The sequence below is a fragment of the Aliihoeflea sp. 40Bstr573 genome, assembly GCF_024105655.1.
Lineage (GTDB): Bacteria > Pseudomonadota > Alphaproteobacteria > Rhizobiales > Rhizobiaceae > Aliihoeflea.
The window spans coordinates 17,034-34,867 of sequence record NZ_JAAAMH010000027.1 but is presented as its reverse complement, the minus strand read 5'-3'; the positions used below and the strand labels follow the sequence as shown (position 1 = coordinate 34,867).

Annotated in this window: 20 protein-coding genes; 7 read left to right on the top strand and 13 right to left on the bottom strand. The window is 65.5% G+C overall.

What is annotated here, in order from left to right; translation table 11 throughout:
• The first annotated feature begins 187 nt into the window (after positions 1 to 187).
• From GTK01_RS19255 to GTK01_RS19245, 3 genes are read left to right on the top strand one after another with little or no spacing between them, the layout of a single operon-like run.
• The gene (locus tag GTK01_RS19255) at positions 188 to 388 is read left to right on the top strand and encodes a universal stress protein (RefSeq protein WP_252929185.1); all 201 of its coding nucleotides are present in this window, start codon (positions 188 to 190) and stop codon (positions 386 to 388) included.
• 26 nt (positions 389 to 414) lie between these two features.
• Positions 415 to 567 carry a hypothetical protein gene (locus tag GTK01_RS19250; protein WP_252929183.1) on the top strand — a complete coding sequence of 51 codons (153 nt, stop codon included), beginning with the start codon at positions 415 to 417 and terminating at the stop codon, positions 565 to 567.
• A gap of 5 nt (positions 568 to 572) precedes the next feature.
• Complete coding sequence (locus GTK01_RS19245) at positions 573 to 1,409, top strand: universal stress protein (RefSeq protein WP_252929181.1); 837 nt, start codon at positions 573 to 575, stop codon at positions 1,407 to 1,409.
• Positions 1,410 to 2,155: 746 nt separating this feature from the next.
• Here GTK01_RS19245 and GTK01_RS19240 read toward each other — a convergent pair.
• Entirely contained in the window at positions 2,156 to 2,497 is a 342-nt protein-coding gene (locus GTK01_RS19240) for a helix-turn-helix domain-containing protein (protein WP_252929179.1), read from the bottom strand.
• 134 nt (positions 2,498 to 2,631) lie between these two features.
• Here GTK01_RS19240 and GTK01_RS19235 point away from each other — a divergent pair, with 134 nt between their 5' ends.
• From GTK01_RS19235 to GTK01_RS19220, 4 genes are all read left to right on the top strand, one after another.
• On the top strand, positions 2,632 to 3,039 hold the full coding sequence (locus GTK01_RS19235) for a DoxX family protein (RefSeq protein ID WP_252929176.1): 408 nt from the start codon (positions 2,632 to 2,634) through the stop codon (positions 3,037 to 3,039).
• An 82-nt stretch (positions 3,040 to 3,121) separates the two neighbouring features.
• Entirely contained in the window at positions 3,122 to 3,880 is a 759-nt protein-coding gene (locus GTK01_RS19230) for a class III extradiol ring-cleavage dioxygenase (protein WP_252929174.1), read from the top strand.
• Between the two features lie 106 nt (positions 3,881 to 3,986).
• Positions 3,987 to 4,376, top strand: coding sequence for a luciferase family protein (locus tag GTK01_RS19225; protein WP_252929172.1), 390 nt, complete (start codon positions 3,987 to 3,989; stop codon positions 4,374 to 4,376).
• A gap of 39 nt (positions 4,377 to 4,415) precedes the next feature.
• Positions 4,416 to 5,306 carry an NAD(P)H-binding protein gene (locus tag GTK01_RS19220; RefSeq protein WP_252929163.1) on the top strand — a complete coding sequence of 297 codons (891 nt, stop codon included), beginning with the start codon at positions 4,416 to 4,418 and terminating at the stop codon, positions 5,304 to 5,306.
• 163 nt (positions 5,307 to 5,469) lie between these two features.
• On the opposite strand, the gene GTK01_RS19215 is transcribed toward GTK01_RS19220, so the two are convergent.
• From GTK01_RS19215 to GTK01_RS19160, 12 genes are all read right to left on the bottom strand, one after another.
• Positions 5,470 to 7,035 carry an AMP-binding protein gene (locus GTK01_RS19215; RefSeq protein WP_252929160.1) on the bottom strand — a complete coding sequence of 522 codons (1,566 nt, stop codon included), beginning with the start codon at positions 7,033 to 7,035 and terminating at the stop codon, positions 5,470 to 5,472.
• A gap of 62 nt (positions 7,036 to 7,097) precedes the next feature.
• A complete protein-coding gene (locus GTK01_RS19210) occupies positions 7,098 to 7,985 on the bottom strand; it encodes a 3-keto-5-aminohexanoate cleavage protein (RefSeq protein WP_252929158.1) in 888 nt (295 codons plus the stop codon).
• Positions 7,982 to 8,764, bottom strand: a complete 783-nt coding sequence (locus tag GTK01_RS19205; RefSeq protein WP_252929134.1) for an HpcH/HpaI aldolase/citrate lyase family protein — start codon at positions 8,762 to 8,764, stop codon at positions 7,982 to 7,984. The genes GTK01_RS19210 and GTK01_RS19205 overlap by 4 nt, the downstream gene beginning before the upstream one ends.
• Before the next feature lies 1 nt (position 8,765).
• Positions 8,766 to 9,158: a cupin domain-containing protein gene (locus tag GTK01_RS19200; RefSeq protein WP_252929127.1), complete on the bottom strand. Its 393-nt coding sequence runs from the start codon at positions 9,156 to 9,158 to the stop codon at positions 8,766 to 8,768.
• 24 nt (positions 9,159 to 9,182) lie between these two features.
• Complete coding sequence (locus tag GTK01_RS19195) at positions 9,183 to 10,748, bottom strand: hydantoinase B/oxoprolinase family protein (protein WP_252929125.1); 1,566 nt, start codon at positions 10,746 to 10,748, stop codon at positions 9,183 to 9,185.
• A gap of 2 nt (positions 10,749 to 10,750) precedes the next feature.
• Complete coding sequence (locus tag GTK01_RS19190) at positions 10,751 to 12,823, bottom strand: hydantoinase/oxoprolinase family protein (RefSeq protein ID WP_252929123.1); 2,073 nt, start codon at positions 12,821 to 12,823, stop codon at positions 10,751 to 10,753.
• A complete protein-coding gene (locus tag GTK01_RS19185) occupies positions 12,820 to 13,590 on the bottom strand; it encodes an IclR family transcriptional regulator (RefSeq protein ID WP_252929121.1) in 771 nt (256 codons plus the stop codon). Before GTK01_RS19185 ends, GTK01_RS19190 begins: the two co-directional genes overlap by 4 nt.
• Positions 13,591 to 13,597: 7 nt before the next feature.
• Positions 13,598 to 14,872, bottom strand: coding sequence for a TRAP transporter large permease (locus GTK01_RS19180; protein WP_252929119.1), 1,275 nt, complete (start codon positions 14,870 to 14,872; stop codon positions 13,598 to 13,600).
• Positions 14,872 to 15,429: a TRAP transporter small permease gene (locus GTK01_RS19175; protein ID WP_252929117.1), complete on the bottom strand. Its 558-nt coding sequence runs from the start codon at positions 15,427 to 15,429 to the stop codon at positions 14,872 to 14,874. Before GTK01_RS19175 ends, GTK01_RS19180 begins: the two co-directional genes overlap by 1 nt.
• A 117-nt stretch (positions 15,430 to 15,546) precedes the next feature.
• Positions 15,547 to 16,530 carry a TRAP transporter substrate-binding protein gene (locus GTK01_RS19170; protein WP_252929115.1) on the bottom strand — a complete coding sequence of 328 codons (984 nt, stop codon included), beginning with the start codon at positions 16,528 to 16,530 and terminating at the stop codon, positions 15,547 to 15,549.
• Between the two features lie 326 nt (positions 16,531 to 16,856).
• Positions 16,857 to 17,201 (bottom strand): hypothetical protein, encoded by a 345-nt coding sequence (locus tag GTK01_RS19165; RefSeq protein WP_252929113.1) that lies wholly within the window; start codon positions 17,199 to 17,201, stop codon positions 16,857 to 16,859.
• Entirely contained in the window at positions 17,198 to 17,833 is a 636-nt protein-coding gene (locus GTK01_RS19160) for a DUF433 domain-containing protein (protein ID WP_252929111.1), read from the bottom strand. Before GTK01_RS19160 ends, GTK01_RS19165 begins: the two co-directional genes overlap by 4 nt.
• Between the last annotated feature and the right edge of the window lies 1 nt (position 17,834).

Genomic DNA, 17,834 nt, shown 5'->3' with positions numbered 1-17,834 from the left:
CAATCCGTATCCGTCATCTTTGTGGACATCGCCGACCTCCCAAATCAGTCGGCAACCTATGAATCAGGCCGGATTCATCCGCGGAACCCCAAAACCTGTACCTGAGTCAATTCGTCCACACAGCCTAGGATGCTATCGATATTCCTCGATGGACCCTATGGCAATTCCGCTGGGATGGAGACGTGCGATGTATGGAAAAGTTCTGCTGGCCTATGACGGCTCGGTCGAGGGACGGCTCGCCTTGCGGGAGGGCGCAAAGCCGGCGCGGCTATGCGGCGTGGAGGTCTTCCTGCTTGCCGTTGTCGATCTGTCGAGGGGATTTGTCATGGCCGAGGGTGCCTCCCGGGGGCGCTTGAACATCAGCATGACACATATCGCGAAGTCCTGACCGAAGGCGTCCAGCGATTAGAGTCGATGGGCTTTTCCCGGCGGCCCGGCTCGGGGCTCGTCGGTCAGCGCCACCAGAGCAGTCTTGCAAAGTGGTGGCGCGGCTCGGTCGGCGCCAATCTTCTCGAACAGATCGGATGCAGCCTGCTCATAGCCCAGATGGAAACAGGCGAAGGATAGTCGAAATGGCGTTCAAGGATATTGTGGTGTTTGCCGATACGGCGCCATCGAGCCTCCACCGCCTTCGCATCGCGGCCGACCTGGCTCAACGATATGCAGCACATCTGATCGGCGTCTATGTCGTGCCGTCTGTCGGTCACTCTCACGATGGATACGCGCGCGGCGAATCAATTCGCTCAGTGGCAGAGCATCGTCGAGAGAAAGAGGAGCGGTCCGTTCTCGAGGTCGGCAGGCAGTTCGCCGACCTAGCGAGACGCCACGACATTCAAGCGGAGCTCAGGCTCATCCTCAACAGCGAGGTCGACCAGAATGTCATGCTCAACTCCCTCTATGCCGACCTTGCGATTGTCGGCCAGACTGAGCCCCACGGTCTCCCGCAAAACTGGCTGCCCGACCATCTGCTGCTGGCCAGCAGCGTCCCGGTGCTGGTCGTGCCGAACGCATGGAGAGCAGACAAGATCGGCGATCGCATCGTCGTAGCCTGGAATGCCAGCAAGGAGGCGCGGCGGGCGACCACCGATGCATTGCCGCTGTTGTCGATGGCCCGGTCCGTCAAGATCCTGATTGTCGATGCGGACTCGAATGCAGACCGTCACGGCGAAGAGCCTGGAGCGAACATTGCCCGCCACCTGGCGCGACACGGGGCTCAGGTCGAGGTGGAGCAACTCCGTTCCAACGGCACCCCGGTCGCCGACGTGGTTCTGAGCGCGGCCAGCACCGCCGGGGCAGACCTGATCGTCATGGGCGGTCACAGTCACAGCCGCTCCAGACAGTTGCTGTTCGGCAGTGTCACACGTGTAATTCTAACGGGCACAACCATGCCGGTGCTGATATCGCGTTGAATGCCACGCGGCCACTGGCAAGTGCCATTAACCTGACATCCGCGCAGGCGTGACTGGCGTGACGACCTTTGCGCTGGGTGAAAGCAGTACTACTCTAGGTGTTTCGCATGAGGTCGTGGTGTTGTACAACCATCGACGACCACACTCGGCACTAGGCAATATGCCGCCGGCCGAGTTCGTAACGAAATCCACGCTGGAAAACAGGCCGCATGAGGCCTAAAACGAAACTCAGGACTCTCCCTCAAACCGGAGGAGATTGGGATCGCAGGTCAATCCCTCTCTGACGGCGACAAAGATACGCCATTACACTGCGGGATTAAACACGTAGTCTATGCCCCGGCCCCACTCAAGGCCGTGGCATGAAAACAGCAGTTACCGCGCATCTGGACGCCGGAGACAACATCGAAGATTAAGCGGCCGCGAAGCGGTCGGCAATCGCGGGATCGGTCCTGCCCGGCATCACTCTGGGCCGTGACGATCGATCGACCCTGGCCCGCACGCCCTTCAACCGTGAAGCGCTCGAGCCAGCACGCCACGATCTGCCCTGACACACTAAAATGTCCGCGCAGCCTGCGCTTTGGGGAAGCGGACCTTCAATTACCGATAGCGCCAGTTCTCCTCGACGCAACCGCGTCGGACTGGCGCTCTTGTGGATGTTCATTCGGACCCTCGCGGGTTGCTGAAACCCGGTAGCCCCGGTCTCCCCGGTTGGTCGAATGGACAACCTTCAGAAAGCTTACATCTAGTCACTCGGCATCGGCAAAGGCACCCTCGGCGTCCCAGCGGCGGGCAATGCCGCCCAGAGTGTCGAGGACACCGCGCAGTTCCAGGCCGCGATCGGTCAGCCCATAGGTCACGGCGGGCGGTATGGTCATGGCCTGTTCGCGCCAGACGACCCCTGCATGCTCAAGCATCCGGAGCCGTTCGGTCAGCATCCGCGTCGAAATGCCGGGCACAAGTCGCTTGATCGCGCCAAAGCGCCGGTCCCCGTGTTCGGCCAGAACCCACAGGATGTAGATCGTCCATTGGCCGGTGATGAGGCGCAACAGTCCTTCCATCGGACAGCTGCGGGGCAGCTCGGCTTTCATGTGGGCCTCGACATCGAGTAGTTACTTGAAAGTGCCTACTTTACCAAAGGACATAGCAGCTTTAACTAAACTTACGGCGAAAACCTTACTATGGCAAGCCGAGTTGGAACCAGGCGCAAGCAGGGAGAAGGGAAATGACCGGCAAGACGGCAAGATATGTCTACTGGATCGCCACCGGCCTCGTCGCGCTGGTCTATCTGGGCGGGGCGGCCTTCTACATCTCGTCCCACGACATGGTCGCGGGCATGTATCGCGAGGTTCTGGGCTATCCCACCTACATTATCTGGCCGCTGGCGATCCTCAAGATCGTAGGCGCGGTAGTCATCCTTTGGCGTCCCTCGGCAATGCTCGCCGACTGGGCTTATGCGGCGATGTTCTTTCATCTCCTGCTCGCCGTGAGCGCCCACATCGGCGCGGGCGATCCCGGCTGGCCGCCTGCGCTTGTGGCCTTAGTTCTGCTTGTCGTCTCGTGGCTGACCGCGAACCGCGTGCGGGAGGTCAAGTCGGCCTATGCGCCAGCGGCGGCTGCCACCGCGGCGTGAGCGAGCGGCAGGAAGGGTGCCAGACATGGCGGACAGACAACCTGCGGTCTTCGTGCCCCACAGGGGCGGTCCCTGCTTCTTCATGGACTGGGACCCGCCCGACACATGGGACAGGCAGCGCCGCTTTCTCGAGGATCTGCCGGCAACCCTGCGCGCCCGGCCGAACGCGCTGCTGGTGATCTCGGGCCATTGGGAAGCGCCGGTATTCACCGTGCAGACCAACCCTATGCCGCCGCTTCTGTTCGACTACAACGGCTTTCCGCCGCACACCTATAAGCTGACCTGGCCGGCGCCCGGAGATCCGGCGCTGGCGGGGCGGGTGCGTCAGTTGCTCGGGGATGCGGGATTCGAGACCGCGGCCGACCCGGCGCGCGGTTATGATCACGGGGTCTTCGTGCCTCTGAAGGTGGCCTTTCCGGCCGCCGACATACCCACCGTTCAACTGAGCCTTCGCGCCGATCTCGACCCGCAGGCCCATCTTGCGGCGGGGCGCGCGCTGGCGCCCTTGCGTGATGCTGGCGTGCTGATCGTCGGTTCGGGCAACACCTATCACAACATGGCGGTCATGATGCGGGCCATGCGCGGCGGGACGCAAGGCCCGGCGGCCGGCGCCGACTTCGACCGCTGGCTGACCGATGCCGCCACGCAGGACGATCCCGTGCGGCGTGACGCGATGCTCGCCGCCTGGTCGCAGGCGCCCGGCGCGCGCGAGGCCAACCCGCGCGAGGAACACCTGATCCCGTTGCATGTGGTCGCAGGCGCCGCCTTGGCGGATCGCGGCGTCAAGACGCTGGAGGATCATGTCATGGGCGCGGTCGAAAGCGCTTTCCGGTTTGGCTGACGGGATGAGTTTCGAGCTGCCCCCTCGCGACGGACTCCGCCCGCAAACCACGGACTGTGCGCCACACGAACAGGTTACGCAGAATTCTTCGGCAACGGTGCATGCGTTGTTCAAGCGCCGGGCGTTCGAACTGCCCTTTGTCGAGCGCCGCCCTTCGGGCATCTCCGTGCCGGGCGCCGAGGCACTGGTCTTGCCGAAGGCTCACGCCTGTGGCCCGTCCGAGGCATTCATGATCGGGCGGGAATTTGCCCATCTGCACCCCGCCTATGACGGCTCGGCGCATCTGATGCTGCCGCTGCCGGTGGTCGACAAGGTGATCGCAAGGGGCTGGGGCGAGCCGCATCCGATGGCTCGGCTGGGTTACATCCCGGCAACGGCGGTCATGGCCTTCGCCCCGCGCGACGCGGCCGAGGTGATGCTGCAACTTCTCAACGTCAGCTGGGAATTCGCCCGTGGCAAGTTGGGCAATCCCGCACCAGTCCACATGCATGGCTGAAGGGTCTTCCCTCGGCTATCCAACAGAAAGGAAAATACCATGACATCCGCGCAGAACGGTCCCTTCATCGTCACCGGCGCCTCGGGCCAGCTGGGCCGGCAGGTGATTGATCGACTGATCGAGGGGAAGGTCGGCCCGATCATCGCCATGACACGCAGCCCCGACAAGCTGGACGATCTACAGGCCCGGGGCGTGGACGTCCGCAAGGGCGATTTCAACGACTCCGGATCGCTGGGCTCGGCATTTGCTGGAGGGCGGCGGATCCTGATCATCTCGACCGACGATCTGACGCCGGGGGCACGGCTGGCCGCGCACAAGAATGCGGTGGCGGCAGCGCAGGCGGCGGGCGTGACCCACATCGTCTATACGTCGCTCATCAACCCCGGGGCGGACAGCCCGATCAGCTTTGCCCCCGACCATGCCGAGACGGAGAGACAGATTGCCGCAACGGGGATCGACCATACGATCCTGCGCAACAATCTGTATGCCGACCTGCTGGTGATGGCCGGCGCTCAAAGCATCGCAATCGGCCAGCACTTCGCAGCCGCGGGCGATGGCGTGACCGGCTATGTCACCCGCGCTGACTGCGCCCGCGCCGCGGCTGACGCGCTGATGTATGCGTCGGGCCGGCAGACGCTGGATATCACCGGGCCGGAGGGGGTCAGCCAGGCCGAAGTGGCGGCGATCCTGTCGGAACTTTCCGGCAAGCAGATCCCCTATGTCCCGCTGCCGGCCGAGGATCTGGTGCAGGCGATGGTCGGCAATGGCCTGCCTGAATTCGTGGCGCGAGTCTTCGTGTCATTCGACGAGGCGATCGTGCAAGGGCATCTGTCCGTGGCCGGCGACGACCTGAAGACGCTGACCGGAACGCCCGGGCAGTCGGTCCGTCACTTCCTCACCGCCCATAAGGCAGAGCTGGTCAAGTCATAGAATTGAGTCAAGCTTATCCGGCAAGTCTTACTGTCGCATAGGGTCTTGCCTCGTCTCGACAGCCCTTCTCTCATGCTGAGGAGATCCTTGCATCGCTTCTCAAACCGTCATTACCTGACGAGAGAGCCGCAGCGCTGACTTTAAGGTCCAGCGCATGTCGAAATTATCGATGACCTAAATCAAAGGCAGCGACGCCCCCTGCCAGGCCATGTTGCGCGCGCAGTTCGGTCTTCAGCACCTTGCCGTAGGCGTTCTTCGGCAGGTCCTCGAGCCAGACATAGTCCTTCGGCCGCTTGAAGCGGGCAATCTGGGTCAGACAGTGGGCATCGAGCGTCTTCACGTCAGCGGTGGTGCCCGGCTCCAGCACGACGCAGGCGACGACGATCTCGCCCCATTCGGGATCGGGCCGGCCGATGACCGAGACCTGCGCCACGACCGGATGCGTCAACAGCGCTTCCTCGACCTCTCGCGGATAGATGTTGGTGCCGCCGGAGATGATCACGTCCTTGGAGCGGTCGTGCAGGGTGAGGAAACCGGCCTCGTCCATCGCGCCCATGTCGCCCGTATGCAGCCAGCCGTCGCGGATGGCGGAGGCGGTCGCGGCCGGGTCGTTCCAGTAGCCCTTCATCACCGACGGCCCGCGCACGGCGATCTCGCCGATCTCGCCGGGCGGAAGCGGCTTCTCGTCAGGTCCAAGCACGGCGAACTCGCTGCCTGCCTGGGCGACGCCGACCGAGGCAAGGCGGCGCGCGTGCATTGCGTCATCCCATCCGGCTTCCATTGCCTCGACATGGGCGGCACGGGTCAGAGCGGTGATCGTCATCGGCGTCTCGCCCTGGCCGTAGATCTGGGCGAAGCGAGGGCCGAACTGGTCCATCGCGTCGCGGATGTCGGCGAGATACATCGGCCCACCGCCATAGACGATCGTGCGGATGCCCTCGCCTCGATGGCTCCGCGCCTTCGCGGCAGCGACCAGGCGGCGGACCATGGTGGGGGCGGCGAAGAAGCAGAGCCGGTTGAGCTGTCCGGCGAGGTCGAGGATCTCGTCGCTGTCGAAGCCGCCGGAAGCCGGCGCGACGTGGCGCGCACCGCAGATGAGATAGATGAACTGGTAGAGGCCGGCCCCATGCGACATGGGTGCGGCGTAGACCTTGGCATCGCCGGCCACGGCCGCATCGACATCGGCGAAATAGCTCATGATCATCGCCTGGATGTTGGCCGGCGTCAGCATCACGCCCTTTGGCCGGCCGGTCGTGCCGGAGGTGTAGAACAGCCAGACGAGGTCGTTCTGGGCGGTCGGATGGAGCGGCGGCGCAGGAGCGTCGGAGATGAGTGCGGCGAAGTCGGGTCCGTCCATATCCACGATGCGCGTTTCGGGCGCCAGTGCCGCGAGGTCGCCGGCATGGTCGGCGTCGGTGAAGCAGAGCGCCGCGCCGGAATGGCCGAGGATGTAAGCGGCTTCCTTCTCGTGCAGCTTGGCGTTGACCGGCACCGCCACCGCGCCGATGCGCCAGACCGCCTGCATGGCGACGAGATAGTCGGTGCGGTTGGCGAGGAAGAGGGCGGCGCGGTCGCCCGGCGCTATGCCTGCCGCCGCAAGCCCGGCGGCCAGCGATCCGGCGCGGACGTTGAAGCCGGCATAGTCGAGAACCGGTTCCGCGCCCCTGAACAACGCCGGCCGGTCGGGCCAGAGCAAGGCGGCGCGTTCGAGCCAGCGTGCTGGATTCATATCTTCCTCCCTCCTCGTGCCCGGCGGTTGCCGCCCGCGGTTGAGCCGACCGTCACGCGCGGTCAGGTCCGGGCGGGCAAACCGAGGATGGCTCGCGCCTCGGCCGGCGTCGCGGGGCGGCCGCCCGCGGAGCGCATGGTCTCCAAGGCGGACGAGAGCAGCGCGGCATTGCTGGTCGGCTTGCCGGCCGCATCGAACAGCGCATCCTCCAGCCCGGCGCGCACATGGCCGCCGCGCTCGACCGCCTCGCGCATAACCCAGAGATTGTCCTCGCCGGCCGCGAAGGCGGCCCAGACTGCGCCGTCGGGAATGCGTTCGCGCATCGCGGCAAGTGCCGCCGGCGTCGCGGGCGCGCCGCCATAGCCGGTGCCGAGGCAGATCTGCATGAAGGGCGTCGGGCCGAACGCACCCTCCGCCGCGAGCTTTCGTGCGACCTCCAGATGGCCGAAATCGAAGCATTCGACCTCGGCGCGGATGCCCTTCTCGCCGTAGAGCCGCGCCATCTCGCGCAGGTCGCCCATACGCGCCACGTGGATCGCCTCTCCGAGCGCGAAGGTGCCGCAGTCGATCGTGCCGATTTCCGGCCTGAGCGTCAGCACATGGTCCGCCCTCCCCGCCGCCGGACGCAGAGTGGTACCTTCGGCCGGCGCGAAGCCCGCCGCGTCGTCAAGCGCCAGCAGCCCGTCCATCGACGCGCTGAGGTTAAGGAGAATGTCCGTGCCGGCTGCGCGGATCAGGCCCACGGTCTCGCGCCAGAGGCCGATACCGTTGGAGGGCAGGCCCGTTGCCGGATCGCGGACGTGGATGTGGGCCACCGCCGCACCCAGCTCCGCCGCCTCGGCGACCGCCCCGGCGATGGCTTCAGGGCTCACCGGCAGGTTCGGGTTGAGCTCCGCCGCATCGGGCCGTCCGCCGTTGATGCAGGCGGTCAGGATGACCGGGCGCGTCATGCCGCCTTGCCCCGCACGGAGGCGGCGGCGGCGTCGGCGGCCTGCTGCATGAACATCGCATCCTGCATCAGCGCGATGAAGGAGTAGCCCTTCGCGACGCAGTCGTTCGCATAGGCCGGGCTGATGGCGAAGATGCCGGCGAACTTGCCCGCCGCTTTCGCGCACGCCGCCACGTGGTCGAGGGCGGGCGCCACGTCCGCGCTGTCCAGCGTGGCGCCGTTCGACAGTGACACCGACAGGTCCGACGGACCGACGAAAACACCGTCGATGCCGGGCACTGCGAGGATCGCGTCGAGATTGTCCAGCGCCTGCCGGGTCTCGATCATGGCGATCGCAAGGTTCAGCTCATTGGCCTTGGCGAGGTAGCCAGGGCCGTTCAGGCCAGATATCGGGATCGCGCGGCGCGGTCCCCAGCTGCGGAAGCCGACCGGCGGGAACTTCGTATATGACACCAGCCGTTCCGCGTCCGCCACCGTGTTGACCATCGGGCAGACGACGCCGATCGCGCCGAAGTCGAGGACCCGCGACGCGAGCCCGCCGCAATCGACCGGCAGACGCACGAAAGCCGGCTTGCCCTCCAGCGCGGCGGCGGCAACGCTTGCGACGACGGCGGCCTCGTCGAACATGCCGTGCTGCATGTCGAGGATGAAGGAATCGAGCTTCGTCTTTGCCAGCGCCTCGATCGCGTTGGGATCGGGCAACTGGCAGAAGGTCGACAGGTGCAGCGCGCCGCGGCGGATGGCCAGGGCGAGGTCGGCATGGACCGCGGGAAAGCCCATCTCAGCTCTCCACGGGCGGGAAGTCGGCGGCCTGGTGGTCGACGATCTCGAGATAATCCTTTCGGATCGGGCAGAAGATGTCGAGATTCATCACGACCTCGTCCGAGATCGGGATGCCGCCGTGCATCACGTCGGGCGGCACGCGCAGCACCTCGCCGGCGCCGAACTCGAAGGTCTCGTCGCCGACCGTCCAGCGCATGCGGCCGGTCAGGATCACGGCGATCTGTTCGAAGGGATGCTTGTGCATGCCGAGCGTCATGCCCTTTTCCAGCCAGTTCATGACCAGCAGCACGTCCTCGCCGCGAAAGCCGGCCCGGCTGATATGCTCGCGCACCGGGAAGCGCGGCAGGTCTTCCCATTTGACCGGCATACGGAAGGGTTGCAGTTCACTCATCTCGTCCTCCTTGTCTGAAATCCGTCAGGCGACCTTGGCCGCCTTCAGCACACCGAAGCCGCCGCCGCCAGGTGTGATCATGGTGATCTCATCGCCGGCCTTCATGTCGGTCTTGCCCGAAAGCACGACCGGCTTGCCGTTGACGAGGAACTGGCCGGCGCGGCCCGGCGCGCCGCCGTCTAGACCCTGCGGCGCCTCGCTGAGGCGGCTGGGAACGGTGTTCAGCAGCCAGGGCTGCGTGGTGCGCATGCGAAAGCCGATGCGCTGACCGTCGCCGCCCGGCTGCAGGCCCGCGCCGCCGGAGCCGCGCTCGAGCTCCTTGCAGGTGAAGACGATCGGATAGGCCGCCTCCAGCACCTCGACCGGGACCGCCGACACGCCGGTCGGGTAGCAGACCGCCGAGATGCCGGGCTTGCCGGCACGCGCGCCCATGCCGCCGGAATAGTTGAACATCGACGAGGTGAAGGGACGTCCTTCCTCGTCCTGGCCCTGGATCTGCACGGTCCACACCGCGCCGGAGCCCTCGGCCACCACCTTGTCCGGCACCACCTGCGCCAGGGCGTTGAGGATCGGGAACGGTACATACATGCCGACCACGTGGCGCGCATTCACGGGCGACGGGTAAGTCGCGTTGACGATGCAGTTGTCCGGGAGCTTGAGTTTGATCGGCGCCAGCGAGCCGGCATTGTTCGGCAGGTCCGGATTGAGCGTCGAGCGGATCGCGAAGGTCGCATAGGCCTGCGTATAGGCCGGCACGACGTTGATGCCGCGCGGGCTGCGTCCCGACGAGCCGGTGAAGTCGACCGTGATTTCGCCCGCCTTGTTGTCGATGGTGACCGCGGTCTTCAGCGTGACCCGGTCGCCGCCGGGCACGTCGAAGGTCGATTCGCCGTGGAAGGTGCCGCCCGGCAGGGTGCGGATCGAATCCCGCGTCGCGTTCTCCGAACGCGCGATGATCTCGTCGGAGAGCGCCTCGATGTCGTCCAGCCCGTAGCGGTCGCAGAGCGCGTTGAGGCGCTGCGAGGCGATGAGGCCGGAGGAGACCTGAGCGCCGAGGTCGCCGAGCAGCGCGTCAGGTGTGCGGACGTTGCGGGTGATCATCGCGAACAGCGTCTCGTTGCGCATGCCCGCCTCGTAGAGCTTGAGCACGGGGATCCAGAGGCCTTCCTCATGGATATCGCGCGCGCCGGAGCCGATGCCGTAACCTCCGATGTCGGTGTGGTGGATGGTCGAGCCGGCATAGCCGATCAGCTTCTCGCCGCGGAAGATCGGCGAGAGAACGGTGATGTCGAAGAAGTGGCCGGCCGACATCCACGGATCGTTGGTGATCAGCACGTCGCCGGGCTTCAGGCTCGAAGCGTCGACGTGCTTCAGCAGGTTGGCGGCGGCGGCGGCGAGCGAGTTGATGTGGCCGGGCGTGCCGGTGACGGCCTGCGCCATCATGCGGGCGCGGGCATCGAACAGGCCGTTGGCGAGATCGCCCGCCTCGCGCACGATCGGCGAAAAGGCGATGCGCTGCAGCGCGCGCGCCTGTTCCGATACGATCCCGATCATGTTCGACCAGAGGATCTGGAGTTCTACGCCGTCCATGTTCAGTGCTCCGTCATCTTGTCGGCAATCAGGCTGCCGTTTGCGTGCAGTCGGATCGTCCAGCCGGGCAGTACGAAGATGGTGGTCTCGCGTTCCTCGACGATGACCGGACCGGCTATAACGTCGTCCACCATCAGCTCGGTGCGGGCGTAGACAGCGGTCTCCACCGGCTTGCCGCGGAAGTGGACGATGCGGCTGCGCGGCACCGGGCGGCTGCCCCCCTTGGCGACGGTCGCGGCGGCACGGTCCGGCAGGCTGCCGCGCGCGGTGACGTGCCAGTTGACCAGCTCCAGCGGCATGTCGAGCTTCAGCCCGTATTGCGCGACATATTCGCGATCGAAGATCGCCCGCATGGCGCCGGCATCGAGCGTCTCGCGGGGGTCGAACGGCAGCTCGATGCGCAACTCCGACTGCTGGCCGAAATAGCGCAGATCGGCGCCGAAGACGAAGGCGATGTCGGACGGTGCGAGGCCGGCTTCGGTCAGCGCCGCCGTGCCTTCGGTCGTCATCTGGCCGACGAGCTCGCGGGCCCCGGCCGGGTCGAGCCGGTCGATCAGGCCGAGCTGGCTGCGCACCAGGTCGATCTGCGCCGGCGTGACCAGCGTGCCGAAGGCCGACAGCACGGAGGCCAGGGGCGGGTAGATCACCTGCTTCGACTCGATCAGGTCGGCGACGAGGCAGGCGTGCACGGGGCCCGCGCCGCCGAAGGCCAGCATCGGCAGGCCGCGATAGTCGACGCCGCGATCGGTGGCGTGGGTGCGGGCGGCCGCCGCCATCTGCTCGCAGACGACCTCGTAGATGCCCCAGGCGGTCTGTTCGGGGCTGAGCCCGATCTTCACGCCGAGCTTGCCGACGGCGGCGCGAGCGCCGGCTGCGTCGAGCTTCATGTCGCCGCCGAGGAAGCGGTCGGGATCGAGGATGCCGAGCACCACGTCGGCGTCGGTGACGCAGGGCTCCTTGCCGCCGCGGCCGTAGCTGACCGGGCCCGGGATCGAACCCGCGCTTTCCGGGCCCGTGCGCAGCAGGCCGAGATCGTCGACCCAGGCGATCGAGCCGCCGCCGGCGCCGATCTCGATCATGTCGATCGACGGCACGGTGATCGGCATGCCCGAGCCCGGCTTGAAGCGGTAGCGGCGGTCGACCTCGAAGGTGCCCGTCACGAGCGGCTCATGGTTCTGGATCATGCAGGCCTTGGCCGTGGTGCCGCCCATGTCGAAGGAGATCAGGTCCGGCAGGCCGGACATGCGCGCGAAGTAGCAGGCGACCAGTGCGCCGGCGGCGGGGCCGCTCTCGATCATGCGCACCGGCAGCGTGCCGGCGCGGCCGGCGCCGATGACGCCGCCGTTGGAGAGCATGATCAGCGGCTGCTGCGAGAAGCCCTGGCGGTCGAGCTCCTTGATCAGCGCGTCGAGATAGGGCCGCGTGATCGGCACGGTGTAGGCGTTGATCGCGACGGTCGAGGTGCGCAGGTATTCGCGCATCTGCGGCGCGATCTCGGACGAGAGCGACACGAAGATCTGGGGTGCCTCGCGGGCGAAGACCTCGGCGACCAACGCCTCGTTGACGCCGTTGCGATAGGCGTTGATCAGGCTGACGGCGACCGACTGGATGCCGCGCGCCTTGCAGTCGCGGGCGATGGCCGCGATCTCGGCTTCCTTCGCCGTCTTCTCGACCGAGCCGTCGGCAAGCACGCGCTCGTCCAGCGCCCAGGTGCGCTCGCGCGGGATCAGCGGCTCGGCGAACTCGATCTGCGGATCGTACATGTCGTAGCGATGCTCGTCGCGAATGTAGAGGATGTCGGTGAAGCCCTTGGTCAGGATCAGCCCGACCGGCGGCCCCTTGCGTTCGATCAGCGCGTTGGTGACGACCGTGGTGGCGTGGACGACCACGTCGTCGACGTCCGGCGGTGCGATGCCGGCGCGGCCCATGACCAGATCGACGCCGCGGAAGAAGCCTTCGAGCAGGTTGCCGTGGGTGGTCAGCGTCTTGTCGACGAAGGTGCGGCCGTCGTCGGCGAGAAGGACGGCATCGGTGAACGTGCCTCCGATGTCGACGGCGAGGGAATATCTGGTCATGTCATCTGATCCGTATTGCCTAGATTCCGGGAGATCTTGCGGGCCGCTGCCGTCAGCGCCTCGACGTAGCGAGGGTCGGGCGGCGTCCCGATGGTGTTGGTGGGTCCGGCGATCGTCAGCGTGGCGACGAAATCGCCGGTCATGTCGAAGACGGGCGCGGAGACGGCGGTGACGCCCTGCAGGGTCTGGTTCGGCGCATCGGCCCAACCCCGTGTCCGCACCTCGGACACCTCCGCCTCGACGGCGGAACGGTCGGCCGACGTCTCGCTGGTCCATTGGCGAAGCGCGGTGCCGGCGAGCTTCGCGCCGCCGAAGGCGAGCGCGATCTTGCCTTGCGCCGAGGCATGGAAGTCAAGCAGCGCGCCCGGGCGGGTGACGATCACCACCGGCTGCTCGGTGCGCACCATGTCGAGGATGCGCATGCCGCCCTGCTCCATCTGCGAGAAGGAGACCGTGAAGCCGGTGGCGTCGCGCAGCTCGACCATGACGGGCCGCGCCTCGCGCAGGATGTCGGTCGAGTCGGCCAGAGCCTGGCCGAGATGATAAAGCTTGTAGGAGAGCCGGTATTTCTCGGTCTCCGGGTCCTGCAGCACATAGCCGAGCGAGAGCAGCGTGCGCAGGAAGCGGAAGACGCGCACCTTCGACACGCCGATCCGGCGCGCGAGGTCGGACAGGCCCACGGGCTGGCCGATCTCCGCCATCACCTCGATGATCATGAAGGCCATCTGGGTGGACTGGTTGACCGATTTGTCGAGCTCTACCGTCATCTCATCCTCACTTGAACAGGCCTGGAATCCAGAGCGAGAGGCCCGGGATCGCGGCGACCATGAGAAGCAGGAGGATACACAACCCAAGCATCGGAAGCGCAGCCCGCGTCACCGCCTGCAGCGGGCTGCGAGCGATCGAGGAGACGATGAACAGCACCAGTCCGACGGGCGGCGTTATCATGCCGATCATGAGGTTCAGGACCACCATGACGCCCATCTGCACAGGATCCATGCCGATGGTCGGCGCCAGCGCGTTGAGCACCGGCATGATCAGAACCATTGCCGCCAGCGGCTCGAGAAACAGGCCGAGGATGAGGAGTATGACGTTGAGCAGGATGATAAGGATCGCCGGGTTTTCAGACACGCCCAGGATCAGGGCGGCGACCTTCTGCGGCAGGCTTTCGATGCCCAGCACAAAGCCTGTCATGCTCGCCATGGCGACGACCAGCATAACGCCGGACGACATCGTCGCGGTGTCGTAGAAGCACCGCTTGAGCTTCTGCCACGACAAAGAACGGTAGACGAAAAGCCCGATGGCCAAGGCATAGATGCACGCCACACCGGCGGCTTCGGTAGGCGTGAAGATGCCGGTCCGGATACCGACAACGATCAGGATCGGCAGGAAGACGGCTGGCGCCGCGGCGACCAGCAGGCCGCGACGTTCTTCGGCCGGGACCGCGGACGACATAGGATGGTTTTCCTTTCGCCCCTTCCAGAGGGCATAGCCGGTCAAGAGGCCGCTGAGGATGAGACCGGGCAGGATGCCACCCAGGAAGAGGTCGCCGATTGACGTTCCGCTGAGCACGCCAAACAGGATCAGCGGGAGGGACGGCGGGATCAGCGGCCCGAGCAGCGAGCCGGCCGCCGTCAAGGCGGCGGAATAAGCAGGATCGTAGCCGTCGCGCTTCATCGGGGGGATCATGATACCCCCGACGGCGGCGGCTTCCGAAGTCGCTGCGCCGCTCGACCCCGACATGAGAAGGTTGGACAGAACATTAACCACGGCCAGCCCACCCTTGATCCGCCCGACAAGGAACTGCGCCGCACGAACGATGTGTCCGGTCAGATTGGCCGCGCTCATTAGATTTCCGGCGAGGATGAAGAACGGGATCGTCAACAGCAGGAAGCTGTCGATGCCGGCGATCATGCGTTGCGGGAAGGCGACCAGCAGGTGTCCGTGGCCCTCGATCAGCAGGTAGACCAGCGAGGCCATGCCGAGACCAAGCGCCACCGGCATGCCGATGATCAGCGCCGCGAAGAAGATGGCGAGATAGAGGATCATCAGTGCGCCTCGATCCCGGTTGCGAGCCTGAGGTCGGAGGCGCGCGCGCCGGTGCCGATCATGCGGGCATAGAGGACGATGTCCATGGCGAGCCGCAGCGCGAACAGCGCGAGCCCGGCCGGCAGAGCGATGTAGACCCAATAGACCCTGGGGACCGGGAAATCCGGGCCGAACAGGTCGCCGAGCAGGAACTTCATCGCCGGGATCGGCGAGGAGCCAAGCCGGTTCGCATAGACGAAGCCGTACCAGACCAGCACCGACAGCAGCACGATGCCGAGCAGGTTGGCGACGATCGCGAGCACCAGGCCGGCATTGGGCGGCAGCGCATCGCGCAGCATCGGCACGCTGGCGATCTCGCCCCGCTCATAAGCGAGCACGGCCGCCAGGAACGAGACCCAGACCAGCAGGTAACGGCAGATTTCCTCGGCCCAGATCAGCGAGGTGGAGAAGCCGTACCGCAGCACGATTTGCAGCGTCATCACCGCGAGAAGCACGATCAGCATCCAGATCAGGATCGTGGACACCACCGCGTCGAAATAGCGTCGCAAAGCGAGCATGGATCAGCCCCGTCATCGGCATGCCTCCGCCGTCGCGGCCGGAAGGCCGCCGCAAGGCACGGTGCGGAAAAGCGGTCGGGACGGGGCGGCAGCCGGGATGGCGCCGCCCCGGGAAAATCAGTTGGTCTTCTGGACCGCGCCGACGAATTCCTGGATCAGCGGATCCTTGGCGACCCATGCGTCGAGCACGGGCTTGGTCTTCGCCTGCATCTCGGCGAGGTCCTCGAGTTTCGAGACCGTGACGCCCTTCTCCTCGAGCTTCTTGGCGATCTCGGCCTCCTGGTCGCGGGCGAGCGCGTAATGCTCGGCGATGACCTCGTGGCCGGCCTCGACGATCGCCTTCTTCTGCTCGTCGGTGAGGGTATCGAACTTGGCCGAGCCCATCATCAGCACGCCCGGCCAGAAGTAGTGGCCGGTAAGCGTCGCGTTTTTGGCCGCCTCGAAATAGCTCTCGGCGAAGGCCGATGAGAGGTTGATCTCGACCGCGTCGATCGTGCCGGTCTCGAGCGCCGAGAAGACCTCGCCGAAGGCCATGCCGATCGGGGCCGTGCCGACGGCTTCCCAGATCGCCTTGTGCAGCGGGGTGGGAACGATGCGGGTCTTGAGGCCCGCGAAGTCGGCGACGGTCTTCACCGCCTTGGTGCGCGACAGGAAATGACGCTGGCCGGCCTCGATGTAGCCGAGGCCCTTGATGTTGCTGGTCGCGAGCGAATCCAGCAGCTTCTGGCCGACGTCCGACGACAGGACCTCCGCCATCTTGTCGTAGCTGGGCACCAGGAACGGCAGCTGCAGCGAATCGAAGACCGGCGAGTTCAGCACCAGCGGCATCGTCGGCACCGAAACGAGCGCGCCGTCGATCGTGCCGAGCTGAATGCCCTCCAGCAGCTGCTTGTCGTCGCCGAGCTGGCGGTCGCCGTAGACCTCGATCTTGACCTTGCCGCCGGTCTCGGCCGCGACCTTGTCGGCGAACATCACAAGCCCGTCCTGGAACAGGTGCTTCGAGGTCGCGGCATGGCCGAACTTCAGGGTGACGTCCTGCGCGAAGGCCGTGGCCGGCAGCAACAGGGCAATGGCGGCAATGATGCCGCTGCGAATGTTCATGGTAACTCCTCCCTTATGTTTCTTATATCGAAACACTATTACAACATACGATACAAATGGCGAGGGGTCAACCCTCTTTGCGATGTTCGCGAGGGCGATGACATTTTCCGTTTGGCGGGCTTTCTGCGCGTCATAAAACCCAATGACCGCATAGCTGTTCAAAAACGACAACGAAAGGAACAAAGATGATACACTGCTAATTGCCGCACAAACCATCGAACCGTTATGCGGCGATGCGTATCACGGCTCGATCTGCACCGGAGGATCACGGAATGGATCAAGCAGGCGCACGCCGCGGCCCTCGAAATCCTTGGTGTTGCGGGTCACTAGGACGAGACCGTGAACCCGCGCAGTCGCGGCGAGCGCCATGTCCCACTGGTCCTTATTTTTGGCGCCAAGCACTCGCGTCCATTCCTCGACGACCGGGGGTCGACGGGAATGATGCGGTCGGCAAAGGCTTTTTCGGCGGCCGCGATAGCCTTGAGCAACTCCGCCGACCTCAGCGAGTCACGACGCTTCAGCGCTTCCGCGCCGCGGCGCTTCTCGAACAGGGTCGCGACGCTCAGCCTCAGATCCGCATCGTCGACGGTGGCGAGCCATTTGCGCACATTCGCATTGCCCCGCGCGCCGAATTCGCGGAGTACATTCTCATCGATCAGATAGGCGGTCACGGAATCCTGCGCGGCGCGACCTCGGTCGTCAGTGCTTCGTCATCGAATGCGCCAAGGTCGGCCAATTCAGCGAGCGCGCGCTTCAGGCTCCGGGCGGGATAGGGCCGTCCGCGCTTGGGATAGGCCTTCGCATATTCGATCGCGGATTCCACCTGCTCGGGAGTCAGCGATGGAAAGTCTGCCACGATCTCAGCTACAGACTGCGTGCGGGCCAAGGCCGCCACCATGTGAACGGGAATGGTAGTGCCCTTTATAAGCGGGTCGCCTCCGTCGTCGGCCTCCACCCATCGGCGGAGCTCCTCGAGGCGTCGAAGCCGACCTTTGAGGTCGGCATCGACTTTGCCAAGATCGAGCACGAGCTCTCCAAGCGTAACGCGGTTGGCATCAGCCGAAAGCTGACGGATCGCCTCGTAGAGGCGCCGCCGTCCGGCGGGCGTCAGATCTTTTTCGAGCCGGTCGGCAACTAGGAGGAAGCGCATCTCAGCGGGTCCAAGCAGGCGCTGGACGGCGGTGCCGACCCGGCGCTTGCGCGCGCGAATAGCACCGGTATCGACGGCCTTGTTGAGCGCGGTAGTTGACCGATTGAGAACGTAGCCGGCCTCGGTCAGTGTGAACGCTTCGGCGGCGGACATG